The 16,752-nt window shown below is 62.6% G+C and carries 12 protein-coding genes, 1 tRNA gene and 1 pseudogene; 3 read left to right on the top strand and 11 right to left on the bottom strand.

Features of this window, described 5'->3' with window-relative positions:
• Positions 1-142: 142 nt before the first annotated feature.
• From pyrF to EAH84_RS13920, 6 genes are all read right to left on the bottom strand, one after another.
• Complete coding sequence (gene pyrF, locus EAH84_RS13945; RefSeq protein WP_140872611.1) at positions 143-817, bottom strand: orotidine-5'-phosphate decarboxylase; 675 nt, start codon at positions 815-817, stop codon at positions 143-145.
• Positions 814-1,167: a hypothetical protein gene (locus tag EAH84_RS13940; protein ID WP_241656616.1), complete on the bottom strand. Its 354-nt coding sequence runs from the start codon at positions 1,165-1,167 to the stop codon at positions 814-816. The genes pyrF and EAH84_RS13940 overlap by 4 nt, the downstream gene beginning before the upstream one ends.
• A gap of 142 nt (positions 1,168-1,309) precedes the next feature.
• The gene (locus EAH84_RS13935; protein ID WP_140872610.1) at positions 1,310-1,714 is read right to left on the bottom strand and encodes a hypothetical protein; all 405 of its coding nucleotides are present in this window, start codon (positions 1,712-1,714) and stop codon (positions 1,310-1,312) included.
• Between the two features lie 96 nt (positions 1,715-1,810).
• Positions 1,811-4,093 (bottom strand): patatin-like protein, encoded by a 2,283-nt coding sequence (locus EAH84_RS13930; protein ID WP_140872609.1) that lies wholly within the window; start codon positions 4,091-4,093, stop codon positions 1,811-1,813.
• A 16-nt stretch (positions 4,094-4,109) separates the two neighbouring features.
• Positions 4,110-4,805, bottom strand: a complete 696-nt coding sequence (locus tag EAH84_RS13925) for an endonuclease/exonuclease/phosphatase family protein (protein ID WP_140872608.1) — start codon at positions 4,803-4,805, stop codon at positions 4,110-4,112.
• 121 nt (positions 4,806-4,926) lie between these two features.
• The gene (locus tag EAH84_RS13920) at positions 4,927-5,199 is read right to left on the bottom strand and encodes a hypothetical protein (protein ID WP_140872607.1); all 273 of its coding nucleotides are present in this window, start codon (positions 5,197-5,199) and stop codon (positions 4,927-4,929) included.
• A 125-nt stretch (positions 5,200-5,324) separates the two neighbouring features.
• On the opposite strand from EAH84_RS13920, the gene EAH84_RS13915 reads away from it, so the two are divergent.
• Positions 5,325-5,397, top strand: a tRNA-Thr gene (locus EAH84_RS13915).
• 194 nt (positions 5,398-5,591) lie between these two features.
• Here the strand turns inward: EAH84_RS13915 and EAH84_RS13910 are convergent.
• The 3 genes from EAH84_RS13910 to EAH84_RS13900 form a co-directional block, all read right to left on the bottom strand.
• On the bottom strand, positions 5,592-7,265 hold the full coding sequence (locus EAH84_RS13910; RefSeq protein ID WP_140872606.1) for a response regulator: 1,674 nt from the start codon (positions 7,263-7,265) through the stop codon (positions 5,592-5,594).
• Positions 7,265-8,779: an ATPase domain-containing protein gene (locus tag EAH84_RS13905; RefSeq protein ID WP_140872605.1), complete on the bottom strand. Its 1,515-nt coding sequence runs from the start codon at positions 8,777-8,779 to the stop codon at positions 7,265-7,267. Before EAH84_RS13905 ends, EAH84_RS13910 begins: the two co-directional genes overlap by 1 nt.
• Positions 8,780-9,241: 462 nt before the next feature.
• Positions 9,242-9,967, bottom strand: a complete 726-nt coding sequence (locus EAH84_RS13900; RefSeq protein ID WP_206663975.1) for an EAL domain-containing protein — start codon at positions 9,965-9,967, stop codon at positions 9,242-9,244.
• A 99-nt stretch (positions 9,968-10,066) separates the two neighbouring features.
• Here EAH84_RS13900 and EAH84_RS13895 point away from each other — a divergent pair.
• Both EAH84_RS13895 and EAH84_RS13885 read left to right on the top strand, forming a co-directional pair.
• Positions 10,067-10,380 (top strand): annotated as a pseudogene (locus EAH84_RS13895) (transposase); the annotation flags it as partial.
• Between the two features lie 864 nt (positions 10,381-11,244).
• Positions 11,245-13,068: a DUF885 domain-containing protein gene (locus tag EAH84_RS13885; RefSeq protein ID WP_140872604.1), complete on the top strand. Its 1,824-nt coding sequence runs from the start codon at positions 11,245-11,247 to the stop codon at positions 13,066-13,068.
• Positions 13,069-13,186: 118 nt separating this feature from the next.
• On the opposite strand, the gene EAH84_RS13880 is transcribed toward EAH84_RS13885, so the two are convergent.
• Positions 13,187-15,634: a zinc-dependent metalloprotease gene (locus EAH84_RS13880; RefSeq protein ID WP_140872603.1), complete on the bottom strand. Its 2,448-nt coding sequence runs from the start codon at positions 15,632-15,634 to the stop codon at positions 13,187-13,189.
• A 135-nt stretch (positions 15,635-15,769) separates the two neighbouring features.
• Positions 15,770-16,752: metal-dependent hydrolase family protein (locus EAH84_RS13875; RefSeq protein ID WP_140872602.1), on the bottom strand; the 983-nt coding region annotated here is incomplete at its 5' end.

The raw sequence follows: 16,752 nt of genomic DNA, 5'->3' as shown, positions 1-16,752 counted from the left end.
GGTCGACCAGACTTCAACCGTTCGCCCTGAGCCTACCGGGTTCCCGTGAAAGTATTACTTTGATGGGGCCGGGTCGAAGGGCCTGAGACTCACTGTGCTTCGACAAGCTCAGCACGAACGGGTTTAAGTAAGTCATCGCGCTTTAGATTGTCGCGCCGATCGCGCGGGCGGCGGAGTCGGGGTCTTCGGCTTGGGTAATGGGTCGTCCGATGACCAGAATCGACGCGCCCGCATCGACCGCCTCGCGCGGGGTCACGACGCGTTTCTGGTCGCCCGCCTTTGCGTTGGCGGGGCGCACGCCGGGCACCACGAAGAACCCCTTGGGCCACGCCGCCTTCGCCGCGGCGACTTCCGCGCCCGAACAGACGATCCCGTCAAGTCCAGCCGCCTCCGCCAACGCCGCGAGCCGGACGACCTGATCATGCGCCGAGCCGCCGACCCCGGTCGCGGTGAGGTCGTCCGCGTCGAGGCTGGTCAGCATCGTCACCGCGACGACCTTCGTATGCGTCGGCGCCGCTGCCTTGGCGTCCTCCATCATCGCGCGCCCGCCGCTCGCATGGACCGTCAGGATCGTCGGATCGAGCGCGGAGAGCGCCTGCACCGCCTTGGCGACGGTGTTGGGAATGTCGTGGAGCTTGAGGTCGAGAAAGATCGGCAGGCCGAGTTCCGCCATCTCGCGTACCCCCGGCTGGCCGTGTGCGACGAAGAATTCGAGGCCGAGCTTCAGCCCGCCGACATGATGTTTGCACCGCGTCGCGATCGCCTTCGCGCGCGCCATGTCGGGGGTATCGATCGCGACGTAGATCCGGCTCGTCATGCCAGGCGATCCTCCGCCGCGGGATCGACGCCGAGCGGCGGGGCGGGAGGATCGGGCTGGTACACCGGTGGGGCTTGTTGTGGGGGCGGTGCGATCGGCAACGCCCGCGCCTCGACCAGCGCGCGTTCGTTGGTCGACAGCCGCTGTTTCAGCCGCCAGCGGACCGCATGATAATAAATATAGGTCGGCACGAAGCCGATCAGGAACGCGACCACGAGCAGGAACGGCAGCTTCACGAGCGCCTCGGTTCCGCTCCACAACTGGATCGGCACCGACGTCCAGTTGCCATAGGTGAACAGCGCCGCGACGAACGCGAGCAGGCACCAGAACAGGATTTTCAGGAACTGCATCATGTCCTCCCTTGGGGAACCGACGCTAGACCCGTCGTGCGCCGGTGGCCAGCCCGATGCGGGTGGCGGGGTGGTGTCGGTGCGTGGAAATGGTGCGAAGCGGAAACGGAGCGTTGAGCGGAGAGAAGCGTAACCTGATTACCTACGGCTCACTACGTCGGACCACTTCTTGCTCAATGCCGACGTCGTTGCACTGGTAAAGATCGATCACGTCGGGAGCGTTGAACGTCCTTTTGAAGGTACCACTCACGATCACGAATTTATGATTCAATTCCGCCCGCCTGCGCAGCAGATTGTCACCTCCGGATAGCGTCACCACGTGCCCGGCAATACCGTTCTTGCCCCGAACAGCCTGCATCGATTCATACAGGCAACGCGAGTTGGTACCAAGATCGACAAACCCGCCGATCGTGACCCACTGCCCGTCAAGCTGAGCGGCATGAGCAATAGCGTAAGACGGAGTGATATAACGTCTTGGAGCGCCCTTTACCGGACAAACTATCGCAGCGACTGCTAAGGCGATTAGAATTGTGGACCGTTGCATCACCAGACGATAAGCCGTTGATCGTCGTATGCAATCGCAACAGGCCAGATTGCCCCTCAATGTTCATGACTGAGCACTAACCGCCATCGGCCACCAACCTCACCCAATCTCTTGCCGCAATTCCACGAACAGCGGCGCGATCTTGGTCAGTCGCGGTTCTTCCTCGTCGAGGATCGCGAGGAATGCCGCGCGCTTGATCGCGGCGACGCGGCCGGGCTTCATGCGGACGGTGGGGGGAAGCGTCGACACGGTGATGTCGATCATCCGCTCGGCACCGTGGAGCCGCCCCCACAGATAATCATTCTCGCGATAGGCGCGGCTGAAGAACGCGCCGAAGCTGTTGAACTGGATGCCCTTCAGCGTCGCCTCCGCACCGCCCGAGCGGATTGAGGGCGCGTCGTCGGGGGCGATCCGGTCGACCTTGATCGGATCGAATTCGTCGAGCCCCTCACCCTGGAGCAGCGGCAGCGTCGCGGTGTCGAAATAGGGAAAGCCAAGATAGGTCAGCAGCAACGCGCGGCGCGGCGCCTTGTCGAGTGCGGCGAAGCCCTCGGCGAGCCGTTCGTCGGTCTCGGCATCGAGCGTCTTGAGGTCGAGCGAGGTGGCGAGCGCGCCGAGCAGCTCGTGCGCTTCCCCGCGGAGCGAGCGCACTTGCTGGCGCAGCTCGGGATGATCGTCGACGCGCTGGCGATCGAGATAGGCGGACAGCGAGGTGTAGATCGCATCGCTGATCGCGGTTACCTCTTCGCCCTGGGTATCGATCTCGTTCAGCCGCCGCGCCATCAGCCGCAGGCGACGGATGCGAAAACCGAGATCGAAGGTGCGCAGAAAATCGATCGTCGCCGCGCTTTCCTTGCCCGAGAAGCTCGGCGCGGCGTCGTCGAACCCGCGCGCGGTAATCGCGGCCTCGATCGCGCGCTGGATCCGGCGCCAGCGCATTTGCCCCAGTTCGCCGCCGACATGGTACAGCAGCCCGGTGATGGTTTCGACGACGCCGGCCAGTTTCAAATGGCCATAGGCGGCATAGCTGTAGCCCGCCTTCACCGCCGCCGCATGTTGCGCGCGCCGCCGCCACGCGACCAGCCGCGATGCGGTCGGGCGATCGAGGAACAGCGTGTGGCCGAACAGCGCCTCGATCTCCGCCTCCACCGCGGGGCGCAGCGCGGTGAGGATGCCCCGCATCCGGTCGATCCGCGCCGACCGACCCGCGATCGCGTTGAGGTTGTCGCCGATCGGCTGCTGGCGCGGCAGATCGGACAGCGCGCCGAGGATGGTCTGGAAGAACCCCGGCTGCGCGCCGCCTTTGGTGAGGCGGAGGCGGATGCCCGGTTTAGGATCGATATAGACGAAGCGGCGATCGATTTCGCGGCGCGCGGGGCGCTCCTTGAGCGCGTCGATCGCGGGGCGGAACGGCGCGTTGGCAAGCACCGATCCGTCGATCAGCACCACGGTTTCGGCGTGCCCCGCCGCGAACTGGCGCGGCAATGCGCGCTTGAGGAAGCCGCGGCGACCCGCCCAGTCCTGGTGACGGTTGGCGAGCACGCCGTCGAGTTCGGTGACGGTGAACGGCGGAAACGCGCCCGGAAAACTCGACGTCGCACGCGCTGCGAACGCGAGTTCGGGGATCGCCGCAAGCGTGTCGGCGGGATGGCCGTGGTCGCTGAAATCGATCACCAGCCGATGTTCGGTTTCGAGCACTTCGGGGGGCGAATTGAGCGCGAGCCGTTCGGGATGCCCCGCGAAATCGGTGACCGTCACGAACAGGTCGAGCGGCTGACCGGGGGGGAGGAGCCGCGGCCCGCGCTCGCTCGCCGCCATCGCGTCGAACGCGTCGAGCAGCAGCCCGGTGAAAATCGATCCGCCGAACGGCGGTTCGAACCAGCGCGACCGGACAAAATGCGACAGCTTCACCCGGACCTCTTCGCGCGTCTTTTCGTCGAGTTCCTCGACCTTGTCGGCGCTGCGCCCCGCCGCCATCCACGCGAGCGGGAGCGCCCATGCCTTCGAAAACCGCGACGATGGCGCGGCGACGGGGTCGATCAGCGCTTCGACATCGGCGGATTGCAGCCACAGGTCGGTGAGCGGATCGAGGCTCTGCCCGGTGGTGATGGCCTGACCCAGGAAGATGCCGTTGATTCCGCCCGCGCTGGCGCCGGCGATGATGTCGGCGAGCACGCGGACGCGGATCGATCCCTCGGCCTCGATCTCCTCGAGCAGCGCACGATAGACCCCCTGGATCCCGCCGCTCGCCGGTTCGCCGTCATGATGCGCGCGGCTGGCGCGGACCAGCCGCCAGATCTCCTTGGTAATCCCGTGCATATAGACCGCCAGACTGATCCCGCCGTAGCAGACCAGCGCGAGGCGCAGTTCCTTTTCGCGCATCAGGCCCCCCCGCGTATCAGATGAGGTCCAACATGGCCCAGATCGGCAGATGATCCGACGCCTTGCGCGCCGCCGCGGTGCGGTGGACCCCGCAATCGACGATGCGCAATTCGCGTGACGCCATAATTCGGTCGAGTCGCCCCACCGGGCGCCGCGAATGGAAACTCGGGCCGGTCGCAGCAACCGCATAATCGCGCGCGAAATCCTTGAGGCACCCCGCCGCGACGGTCCATTCGTTCAGGTCGCCCATCAGGACCGCGGGATGACGATGGGTGCAGCTGTCGACATGCGCCATGATAGCCGCGGCCTGCCGCCGCCGCCACAGCCCCGACAGATCGAGATGCATCCCCACGACCCGCACGATCCCGATCGCGGTGCGCACGTCCGCCATCACCGATCCGCGCGGTTCGAGCGAGGGCAGGTGGATCGCCTCGCAATCGATCAGCTGCGCCGATTTGCGGATGAGCATCGCATTGCCGTGCCACCCCAGCGAGCGCGCGCGCATCCCGAATTGGACCGGCTGCCAATCGCTGTGTTCTGCGAGCAGATGGAGCGGCAGCACCGCCTCGCGGTCGCCGAAGCGCAGGTCCGCCTCTTGCAACGTGATGATATCCGCGTCGATTTCGCGAAGAACTTCGACGATTCGGTCGGGATTGCGTCGCCGATCAAGGCCCACGCCTTTGTGAATATTGTAACTGGCAACCTTGATCATTCCGGACACGTAACGCGGGAGAGGGCGCCGGGGTTGCAACCGTCCGTGCCCATAGCTGAACAAAAAAAGGCGCCACGATCAAACCGATCGCGGCGCCCTTTCGTCGTAAAGCGGCAAGCTATTAACGGCTGACGGGCCTGTCATTATTGTTATTGTCATTGCTGATCGCGATGATGCCACCAACGATGACTCCGAGCGCCAAGACGCCGACAATGATAGTACCCTGCTTAGTCATATGACTCTTGCCATTGGCCGTGGTCGCTGCGCGGGTGATCGGAGAGAGCGACAAGGGTGATGCTGCATTCGACTGAACCGCGGGAGCGGCGCTTGCCAAGGTCGGGACGGCGACGAGCGCGGATGCTGCGATGGCGGCGGCGATATTCTTGCAGCTCATGGGGACTCCTGAAGGTTTTGATTCGTGCTGTGTGAACATTATCGAGCATAGATCGTTCCGCAGTGCGGCAAAAATCTCCATCCCTTGCTTGGTCGAGGCGATGACACATGGTAACGGCGCGGCAGGCCGGTTTAGCTCAGTTGGTAGAGCAATGCTTTTGTAAAGCGGAGGTCGCGGGTTCGAATCCTGCAACCGGCACCGTTAGCATCCTTCAAATCATTGTTCTGGTTACGATTTCAGGAACGAGAGGATCACCGTTCCCACATGACCCACCACGGCGTGCCACGATTGATGGCGTGAACGACGACCGCGTAACCGCCCATGTCGACGGAGTTATCGAAATTTCGTACCATGCAGCCCACCCATTCTGCGACCACACTCGGCTTGGTCGATCAAGCAGCATGATCGCAAAGAAGTGCGCCGCGAACGGCATCGTCCAGCTGGTCGATCCGGAATGGCTTGCGGAGAACATTCTTGAGCGCCATTACCTCTTCAACCGCCCCCATGTCTGCATAGCCGGTCGCGAGGATGATCGGCAGGTTGGGGGCTCTGCCATGCACCTCCTTGACGACATCGACCCCGCTCATCCCCGGCATGGCGTAATCGACGATTAGCAGCTGCGGGCATTCGCCGTCGAGCAGCCGCAAGCCCTCCTCGCCACCATTGGCATGAAGTACGTCATAGCCCAGCGTTTCGAGCGATTCGACGATGAACCGCCGCACACCCTCATCGTCATCGATAACGAGGACGAGCTTTCGCTTTACGGCGCCTTCCAATTTGGGCGCGACTACCGCCGGCTTCCGTTCGGCGACCGATACCGCGGCCGGTAGCCAGATCTCGAAGCGCGTTCCTTCGCCTTCAACGCTATCGACCCGCACCGTTCCGCCCGATTGCTGCGCGATGCCGTAGACTTGGCTCAGGCCCAAACCGGTGCCCTTGCCGATCGCCTTGGTCGTGAAGAAAGGATCGAACACCTTCTCCAGCAGATGCGCGGAAATGCCCGTTCCGCTGTCTCCGACCGTAACAACACCATAGTCGCCACCGATAAGCAGATCGTCCGCTGGCTCGCGTGTTGCGCTGCCAATCGTCAGCACACCGCCATCGGGCATGGCATCGCGGGCGTTTATTGCCAGATTGAGAATCGCGAGTTCGAGCTGGTTTTCGTCCGCCATCGCCCACGGATCATTTCCGTCGAGCGTCATCTCGATCGTTACCCGCGTCCCAATTGTACGCGCCAGCAGATCGTTCATGCCCAAGATCAACGCGTTGAGATTCACAGGCATGAGCGACAGCCGCTGGGTACGCGAAAACGCCAGCAGCTGGCTGGTGAGCTTGCCCGCACGATCAGCGGCTTGGTGCGCATAGCCGGCCAGTTGACCCATTTTGTTATCGGATGCGCGGCGCTTGATCAGCTCGAGATTGCCCATGATAATGGTAAGCAGATTGTTGAAGTCATGCGCGATGCCGCCGGTCAGCTGGCCGACCGCCTCCATCTTCTGTGCCTGCGCGAGCGCCGCCTGCGCGCGCTCACGCTCGGCGACCTCCTGCATGAGCTGGTTGTTCGCCGCTGATAACTCGTTCGTGCGCTGACCTATTCGATCTTCCAACGTATTGTTGAGTTGCGTCAGCCGGCCCTCAGCCGCCTTGAGATCCTCCAGCCGGCGCCTCGCATCGTATTGCCGTCGACGCCCGCGCAGCGCCGACGCGACCGCACTCGCCAGCGTTTCGCTATTGATCGGCCGTTCGAGCACGACGACGTTGCCGAGCTGCTCGAGTATTTCCATAGCGCTTCGCGGACGCCGACCGACACGCTTGGTGGCAAGCAGAATGAATGGAAAATCGGACCACGGAGGCTGCGCAGCAAGCCAAGAAGTCAGTTCCTGACTGCCTGTCTCGCCAAGCGACTCTTCTGTCAGAAGCGCGGTGCCCGCGCCACTTTCGAGTTCGGCGGCCAATGACGCAGTGCTATCGCACTTGTTGCAGACATGGCCATCCCGCGACAGCAATTGCTCAATCACCTGTGCATCGCGCCCGCGCAGCGCCAACAGCAGTATGCGCAGTTCCACTATGAATTCCCGGCCGCCGCCGGTTCGGCCGCCATCATTGGCGTCGCTCCTCGGTAATTAGGAAGGCCCGTTAGGACACCTTCGAAATCCTTGAGTGGCTCGCCGATTTGAACGCCTGCGCGCGCCAGGCGGAATTCACGAATACTGGCCTCGTGCTCGGTTGTTCGACTCTTCGCAACGGAGATTGCCTTCAGGACGTTGCCCCGCGATTCGAAGTATCGAAACAGCACGATGGTGTCGGACAGGTAGCTGAGGTCAATTTCCGACCGGACGTCACCGACGATGCCGTGCTGACCGAGGATCAGCATGGTGATCACACCCTGCTGATTGAGGTAACTGAGCATCTCGTGCATCTGGAGCAGGAGATATTTCTCGCCCGGCATCGCCTGCAGGAAGGCATTGAGGCTGTCGATGGCGAGGAAGCGCACACCATCGCGCTCGACGGCTTTTCGCACCCAGCTGGCGAATTCGCCAGGCGTCAGTTCAGCCGGGTCGATCTGAAAAATCTGCAATGCGCCGTTGTCGATATGCGGCTGAAGGTCCATCCCCATGGCGCGCGAGCGCGCCATCGTCGTCGCGATCCCTTCGTCGAACAGATAGTATGCCACTTTTTCGCCGCGCTCGATCGCGGTGAGCGCGCACCGCACGGCGGTCGTCGTCTTACCCACGCCCGAGGGGCCGTTGAGCAAAGTGTTGGTGCCGGGCGAAATGCCGCCGCCCAGCATCTGGTCGAACTCGCCGACGCCGGTCGACACCAGCTGCTCGCCGAACACACGATGATGTTCGGCAGCGATCAGCCGCGGGAAGACCGCGACGCCGCCAGTTTCGATCGCAAAATCGTGAAAGCCGCCGCGGTACTTGACGCCGCGCATCTTCACGACACGCAAACGCCGGCGTTCGGCGCCATATTCCTGCGCCGCCTGTTCGAGCGTGATGACGCCGTGCGCGATGCTGTGAAGCTGGAGGTCGCCTGGGTCCGAGGACCGGTCGTCGAGCATCAACACGGTGCAATGGCGTACAGAGAAATATTGCTTGAGCGCTAGTATCTGGCGGCGGTAGCGCAACGAGTTCTGGGCGAGCAGTCGCATTTCCGACAGGCTGTCGAACACGACCCGCGACGGCCTCAGCCGATCGACGCATTCGATAACACCTTGGATGGTTTCACCTAGTTCCACCTCGGAAGGTTCTAGGATCGACTGCTCACTGTCCGGGTCAAGACCGTCTTCATTGACCAATTCGAACAATTCGATGTCATCGAGCACCCAATTGTGGCTCTTGGCAACCTCGCGCAGCTCGACCGCGGTCTCCGACAGCGTGATGTACAGACCCTTTTCTCCGAGCCGTGCGCCATCGAGGAGGAACTGCAACGCGATCGTCGTCTTCCCGCTACCAGGCGCCCCTTCGACTAGGTAGGAGCGGTTAGCGGTCAGTCCGCCGCCGAGGATATGGTCCAAATCGCCGATGCCGGTCGAGATCCTCGTCTCCGGTGGTCGCGCTTCGCTAATGCCGTTCATTTCTGTCTCATGGTCGTCGACGTTAATTTGTCGGGGATAAACGGATATTGAGCCGATTGGGTCCCCACGTCACCAAGGACGTCCTCCTTGAATCAAATTCCTAATCACGGGCCTTGAATGTGCCGCCATTCAGCGCCTGAGCACCGGGTGGACAGGTTATGAAATCGTCACCAGACGCGAGGCTTTCCCCATCTCGTCTGAACGACGAGCGGCCAAAACTGCCGGAACAAGCCGGAGGGAGCTTGGTCCATGAATGAACGTCCGTTTCTGGCAAGTTGCGCCGGTTCCGTGAACTTCTGCGTTTTGGCCGACATTCAGCGATGCGACTGGCGACGCGCGTCAGGAACATGATTGAAGGAATTGGTCGTGCTTCGAGCACGACAGTTTGACGGCGGGACCGGCCGTCTCACTGGGCGATTGACGCGGTCCAGCGTTTATAGCCTTGCGCTTCCCAGGAGCATCTCACCAGCAAGGGACCGGCAGCGCCTCCAAGGAGGGCCGGGCGAGCAAATAGCCCTGGCAGAGGCGAATGCCGAGCGAGATGATCGTGGCCAGTTCGTCGCGCGTCTCGACGCCCTCGCCGACAACTGTGATGTCGAGGTCGGCCGCCATCTTCACGATCGCCGCGACGATCGAGCGTTTCGCGGCGCTCGTGTCGATGTTTCGAATGATCGCCATGTCGATCTTGATGACGTCGGGCTGCAATTCGGCGAGGAGCCCGAGACCGGCATAGCCCGCACCGAAGTCGTCGATCGCGGTCGTGAACCCGCGCCGACGATAGGCGCCTACGATATTTCGTACGTGCGCCGTATCACGCATCTTCTCGGTTTCAGTGAATTCGAACATTAGCCGGTCCTGCCGGAAGTTCGCGCGCCGCGCTGCGTTCAGGGTCGCGCGGATGCAGGCGTCGGGCTGATACACGGCGTTCGGCATGAAGTTGATCGACAGCTTGATGTCGTCTGCTGGGAAGAGCTTGCCCGCTAGCTCGACCGCCTTCACCCGACAGGCCTGGTCGAAGCCGTAGACGGCGTTGCTCTCGACCATCTCCAGGATCGTCGCAGCGCCCTCGCCCGCGGTACCGCGGACGAGCGCCTCGTAAGCCCACACCCGTCTGGTACGGACGTCGACGATAGGCTGGGAATGCCATCGTGAATTCGAACGGGAGTCCCATCCCGTCCTTGCATCCATGGCATATGCGGGACGAAGGCTTGACGTTTCCCCTGTTTTTTCATCCAGTTTGAGCGAGAGTTTTCTGGCCCTGTAGAGCCTGCGGGCGAGGAGCTGGACATGAAGAAGACACGGCATAGCGACGAGCAGATCGCGTTCGCGCTGAAGCAAGCGGAGACGGGTACGGCGGTGGCGGAGGTGATCCGCCGGATGGGGATCTCTGAGCAGACGTTCTACCGCTGGAAGAAGGTTTATGGCGGGCTCGGCGTCGGCGAGTTGCGGCGCCTGAAGCTGCTCGAGGAGGAGAACCGCAAGCTCAAACAGCTGGTCGCGGACCTGAGTCTGGACAAGCATATCCTGCAGGACGTGCTGTCAAAAAAGCTCTGACGCCTGGGCGGCGGCGTGAGATCGTCGCGCACGTCCAGGCGCCGCATGCCTAAATGAACGAGTGGCGGAAGCGGGGGAGGCGAAGACTGCTTGGGAATCACTATTTCTGAGTCGTTCGGCCGAGAATCTGCCGGTCGAGTTGTTGCCAACAAGCACACAAATTCGCGCCTGATCACTCAAAGTGGATCAGGGCGGCTCATAAAAGCCGACGCAATGTGTGGGACCGAATGTGGGAGCCGTTTCCAGCACCCCGCGAAAAAGCACAGATAATGGAGATTCTGGCTTGACGCTGGTGACCCTACGGGAGGAGCAACCGCCATCAAGAAACCGCAGAAAACCGACCATTCTCAGGTCTGAAACTCAACCTGCTGTACCTGTCGGCTGACTTTCCGCTGTACCTCATTGCTAGCGAACGGCTTGTCCGATCACCTGAAAAAATGATAGTAGGCGACAAGCCGACAGTCCAGCGTTGGACGTCGTCGAGCAGCATATTTCCCGCTACGTTATCTTGAGGTCTCGACGCTGATCCCGCCATCGATCGGACGTGGCTATCTCGTACGCCATTCGCAACAGCTCCAATTGTTCGTACGCCTGATGCGCCACGTTTATGCCGATGCCAGCGGCTACGGGGACGACGCGCCAGCACCAAGCGGCGCGATAGATCGGGCCGATCGAGCGTCACGCCGAACAGGAAGCGCAGCGCCGACACCGCGGCGTTGATCGTGGGCTCGCCAACACCGTGCTCGCGCTGATGAACCTGAAAGCGGCGCACATCATCGGCGGTCGCGATGTGCGGTGAGCGCCCGAGGAACGCTGCGCTAACGGATTAAATGTCATGCGTTTGATGACCGACGCTTGCGAGCAGGTTTGTCGCATCCTAACCCTAGATAATCACGTCCGAAGGAACCCATGTGTCCGTCAAATTCCTGGTCGCCGCCTTCCTGTCTTCTACGATCGCCGCCGCGGCCTCGGCGCAAGCGTTGACGCCGCCTATCGTGCAGCCGGGTGATGGCGCCGAGGACGCGAAGCTCAAGCAACTTTTCTACGATAGCGACGAGGCGAGCCTGAAGCGCAACCCGATCGAGGCGATCTTCCGTGGCGACCTGCGCTATGCCGATCGCCTCGGCGATTATCTGACCGATGAATATCTCGCCGCCGAACGTACTGCGATCGAGCAGGACCTTGCCGTGCTCGAGGGGATTGACCGCGGCAAGCTGACCGCGGTCGACCAAATCGCATATGACGTCTTCAAGAACCGCAACGAGACCGATCTTGCCGGATACGCGCCCGCCATCATGAAGATCGAACGCGATTTGCCGATCGACCATTTCCAAGGGTTCCAGACTTTCTACCCAGACTTCGCATCGGGAAAGGGCGCAGCGCCATTCAAGACGCTGGTCGATTACGAGAACAACCTCAAACGAAACGCCCAATATGCGGTTGTGCTCGACCGCGCGATCGCGCTGTTCCGCCAAGGGATGAATGACAAGATCGTTCAGCCCAAGCTCGTCGTCACCAACATGATCGAGGAGTTCGACAACCTGATCGCGCAGGGGATCGATGGGTCTACCTTTTACGGCCCGGTCAAAACGTTTCCTGCGGGGATCACGGCCGAGGATCAGGCACGGTTGAGGGCTGCCTATGCCGAACAAATCCGCGACGTCATCGTGCCGGCCGAACAGCGGATGCGCGATTTCCTCGCCCGCGAATATCTCCCGGTCGCGCGGACCACGGTGGGGCTGTCAGCGCTGCCCGGGGGCGATGCCTATTACGCATACCTCATCCAGCAGCGAACCACGTTGCCTATGACGGCGGAGCAGGTCCACCAGCTTGGTCTCTCGGAAGTCGCGCGTATCTTGAAAGCGATGGAGGTCCAGAAACAGGCGGTCGGCTTCAAGGGCACGCTGGCCGAGTTCTTTACCTTCCTGCGCACCGACAAACGGTTTCAGCCATCGTCGGTGGCGCAACTGCGCGACGGCTATCAAGCCATCGAGAAGCGTATCTATCAGCGCAGTCCGGAACAATTCTCGCTGACGCCCAAGACTAAGCTCGAGATCCGCCCCGTCCCCGCATTTAAGGAAAAGACCGCGGCCGGCGGATCGTATCAGGGCGGCACCCCCGATGGATCGCGGCCAGGCGTGTTCTTCTACAATAGCTATGACCTGCCCTCACGCTACATGTGGGAGATGGAGACGCTGTTCCTGCATGAGGGGGTGCCGGGACATCATTTCCAGATCAGTCTGGCGCAAGAAAATACCGCGCTCCCCGCGTTCATGCGCTTCGGCGGCAACACAGCCTATGTCGAAGGCTGGGCGCTCTATGCGGAGAGCCTATGGCAGCAGCTCGGTATGGAGACTGACCCATATCAGCGGATGGGCGGCCTGAACGACGAGATGTTGCGCGCGATGCGGCTGGTCGTCGACAGCGGTATCCATGCCAAGGGTTGGACCCGCGATCAGGCAATCGATTACATGCTCGCCAATTCGCCGATGGCCCGGACCGACGCAACCGCTGAGGTCGAACGCTATATCGCGATTCCGGGGCAGGCGCTGGCGTATAAGATCGGCCAGCTGACGATCGCGCGGACCAAGGCGAAGGCCGAGGCCGCGCTCGGCGCCAAGTTTGATCCGCGCGATTTCCATGCGCAGGTGCTTGATACCGGATCGCTGCCGATGCTCGTGCTCGAACACAAGATCGACGCGTGGATCGCGGCGGGCGGTGGAGCGGCGAATTGATTGTTCGGGTGAAACGCTTTTCCGCATTGACGCCCTAGTAGCCACGCGCGCGCCGCACGAAACGATGGAGCACGTGCTACCGACGAGCGCCGGGACACGGTGCATCCCGGACCGATGATCAAAAATCCATATAGCCGCTATCCCCGCCAATCGGATCAGCAGGTGGCACGGGCACGTTTCGCTGTTGCTCTGTCACGAGCTTAGCACGCGCTTCCGGAATAAGGAGCTTGCGCCCAAGGCTCGCGCCCCAGCCGTCGCCGCGATTTGCGAGCATGGACGCGATCGATACCAGCCGCGCATCTATCAGCAAAGCGACCTCGGGGGTCGTCGTGCGATTGTCGGCCGTCGCCGCGAGGGACACGAGCGTTCGGTACGCAATGCGCTGCGATAGCGAGTCGGACCGTGCTGTGACGGTCGCCGCGATGAGTCGATCGACGATTTCCTGCACGCCGAGCGCGCTGCTATCGATTGCATGCTGCGCTGAGACACGTGCCAGTCGGGCCGGCGATAGCAACGATCCCAGCGTGATCTCAGCGCCCACGTCGGCGGCGACCAGCGGATCAAATAGGGGGCCGTGCGCGGTACTCAACAACTCGATCGCGAACTGGCGATTGTCGCTGCCGTTACGGGGGCTGGAGAGCAACGGGATCAGACGGTCGGGCACGCGCAATGCCTCGGGGGTGAGCGTCGCCAACAGCACCTCAAGCGCGGCGCGCTGATCGGAAGCAGAGACCGGCTGAGCCGCCTCGTTCCCGCCGCCAGCGACCGCGTAGCTGAAATCCGCCCCGCCAATCGACTTGGCGGCGGCGATGACTTCGTAGCGGTGCAGCAGCCAAATCGGCACGAAGCGGCGACGCAGATCGGCGACGGGCTCGCCCGGTTCGAGCATCGCCAGCCCGAAGCGATCGATCGCGGCTCGGCGCACGGTCATCATCCGCGTGAGTTCGGTGATTGGATTGGCGCCATCGTCCCACAGCCCGCCCCAGCGCTGCGCCGTGTCGGGTGACCGAGCATCCGTGTCGTGAACATAGCGCATGCCGACATCGACCGCCGCCTTGGCGACCATGTCGGCTGCGGCGTCGTCAGGCGCGCCGTACAGCCAGGCAACGCTGGCCTTGTCCCACGCGCCGATTCCGGCAGCATAGGCATCAGAAAGATCGGGCTTGCCGCCAACCAGCCCAATCCGTGGCGGCGGATAGTCCATGACCGAAGCGCGCGCCTGCGTGCTAGCCGCAAAATTATGTGCGAAGCCGAGCGTATGGCCGACCTCGTGCGCGCCGAGCTGACGCATCCGTGCGAGCGCGACGCGAACGGGATCGTTGGCGCTGCCAGTGTTAATCTCGCTCGCGCCGACCAGGCCTTCATAGATCTGGATATCCTGGCGGGTCCGCAGCGAGCCGAGTACTACCATACCCTTGACGATCTCACCGGTGCGGGGATCGACGATCTCCTGACCGTAAGACCACCCGCGCGTTGCGCGGTCGTCCCAGTTCACAATGTTGTACCGGACATCCAGCGGATCGACGCCAGTCGGCAGAGTTTCGACCCGGAACGCGCCGACAAAGCCCGCTGCGGTGAACGCGTCGCTCCACCAGCTCACGCCGTCGACCAGCGCATCTTGGATCGGCTGAGGGGCGCGGCTGTCGATATAATAGACGATCGGCTTCTTGACCGGCGATGGTGCTGCGCCGGGGATCACCTTTTCGAGGCGAAAGCGGTTAGCGAAATCGCCAACCACGTCCTTGCCGAGCGGAGCCGCGAAATTGACTTGCTGTGTCGAGAACCCACCCATGCGCGGGTCAAAGTGGCGTGGCTCGAAGCCGGGTCCGGGCAAGGCGACGAAGCTCGCATGCACCGTGAAGCTCACCCGTTTGGGTTCGGGCGCGATGTTCGACACTTCGTCGCCGGGCGTGTCCGATACATAGGTCTGGATCGCATCGACCTCGATGTTTTGCGGAAACGCCTTGAGCGATTCCGGGACGGCGGCACTCAGTTTGGCGTCTCGGTGGAAGCCTTTGCCCGCACCCTGCGGTGCGTCACCAGTTCCCGCCGTGTCGCTCGACTGGTTGAGCGAATCGGCGATACCCACGAGATCCTCGGTCAGGAAATCGGACATGTCGACGACGACGCTGCCATCGGGCAAGGTCGCAACGACATCACCCATCCATACGATCGACGTTGCGAAGTCCGCACTACCGCTGGGGTCGAGCGTGTCGGCGCCGGTAGCGCGGAAGCGCGGATTCTCGAATTGCGCCGCCACCTTCTTGCCGATGCGGCGGAATGCGAGCACCTGCGTCGCCCCAATCCGGCCCCGGTCGAGAAAGGTCGGCGCGGCACCCAGGCCAGTGCGTAGCGAAGCGGTGAAGAGGAAGCGGACCGCCACGCCGTTCGCCCCCGCTGCAGGCAGCGTAAATAGGATCCGCCCGTTTGTTTTATCGATGTGCGTCGGCAATAGCCCGTCGCGACTAACCGTGCCCTTGAAGACGGGTTTGGTGCTGGGGTCGGATTTGGCCATAGCCGGGGACGCCAGCAGCATGCCGGTCACGATCGCATCGGTAAATCGCATGCGAGCCCCCTTGTTGCTGCGGAGGGCAACGATGCGAAACAACGCGTGGCCGCGCAAGGGGGTATCGCGATCGCCCATCGCATCGGCGCCGATCGCGCTGCTGTGTGCGGTAGTTGACCCGCATAGTTCCCGACCTCATCGCATGGGAATCGGCTTACCCATTACCATGACATAGGCGACGTGCGTCACCGCATCGGGGTCCTTCAGCGGATCGCCATCGACAGCGATCAGGTCGGCGCTTTTGCCGGGGTCGAGCGTTCCGGTTTCTGCCGACAGGCCCATCAGGTCGGCGCCGCCTTTGGTCGCGGCGATCAGAGCATCTCGCGGAGACATTCCCGCCTTCGACACCATGAGGCCGATCTCCTGCGCGTTCTGGCCGTGCGGGAAGACGCCGGCGTCGGTGCCTAGCGCAATCTTGACGCCGCCCTTGTAGGCGCGGTTGAGGCCGACGCCCCACGCCTCGAATGCCTGCCGTGCTTTCTTCTCGCTCGACGGCTGGAGCAGTCCCTTGCCGATCATGCCGACTGCCCCACGAAATGCGAGCAGCGTTGCGACATAATAGGTGCCGTGCGCCTTCATGTCGGCGACGCCCTCGGCATCGATGAAGGTCCCATGCTCGATCGAATCGACGCCCGCGCGCACCGCGGCGTCGATGCCCTTGGCACCATGCGCATGCGCCGCAACCTTCAGATGAAGCGCGTGGGCGGTATCGATGATCGCCCTCATCTCGGCATCGGAGAAATGTTGGTCGAGGCCGATGTCGCCGGGATCGAGCACGCCGCCAGTTGCCATGAACTTGATCAGGTCGACACCTTCAGCGGCGAGCCGCCGAACAGCCTTGCTGCATTCCTCGGTCCCCGTGCAGACAGTGAACATACCCGGCGTAGTCGAGAGGGCGTCGCGCAGGTCCGGCGAGAGACCAACCGCGGGATCGGCGTGGCCGCCAATCATCGATAGCGGCTGGCCTGAGACCTTGATGCGCGGCCCTGGCACGCTGCCGTCACGGATCGCATCGCGCACCGCGATGGCAGATGTGCCGCTGGAGCCGACGTCGCGAACTGTCGTGAAGCCTGCGCGCGCCGTGATCAACGCGTTCTTGACGCCGGTGACGGCCGCGT

Origin of the sequence: Sphingomonas oligophenolica (genome assembly GCF_006438955.1) — a bacterium.
Taxonomy (GTDB): domain Bacteria; phylum Pseudomonadota; class Alphaproteobacteria; order Sphingomonadales; family Sphingomonadaceae; genus Sphingomonas; species Sphingomonas oligophenolica_A.
This window is presented reverse-complemented; position numbering and strand designations above follow the sequence as displayed.

Bases quoted from the DNA above. Each gene is read 5' to 3' on its own strand.
- EAH84_RS13900 (WP_206663975.1), bottom strand. From the start codon at position 9,967: ATGGATGCAAGGACGGGATGGGACTCCCGTTCGAATTCACGATGGCAT.
- EAH84_RS13930 (WP_140872609.1), bottom strand. From the start codon at position 4,093: ATGCGCGAAAAGGAACTGCGCCTCGCGCTGGTCTGCTACGGCGGGATC.
- EAH84_RS13940 (WP_241656616.1), bottom strand. From the start codon at position 1,167: ATGCAGTTCCTGAAAATCCTGTTCTGGTGCCTGCTCGCGTTCGTCGCG.
- EAH84_RS13880 (WP_140872603.1), bottom strand. From the start codon at position 15,634: ATGCGATTTACCGATGCGATCGTGACCGGCATGCTGCTGGCGTCCCCG.
- EAH84_RS13920 (WP_140872607.1), bottom strand. From the start codon at position 5,199: ATGAGCTGCAAGAATATCGCCGCCGCCATCGCAGCATCCGCGCTCGTC.
- EAH84_RS13925 (WP_140872608.1), bottom strand. From the start codon at position 4,805: ATGATCAAGGTTGCCAGTTACAATATTCACAAAGGCGTGGGCCTTGAT.
- pyrF (WP_140872611.1), bottom strand. From the start codon at position 817: ATGACGAGCCGGATCTACGTCGCGATCGATACCCCCGACATGGCGCGC.
- EAH84_RS13905 (WP_140872605.1), bottom strand. From the start codon at position 8,779: ATGAACGGCATTAGCGAAGCGCGACCACCGGAGACGAGGATCTCGACC.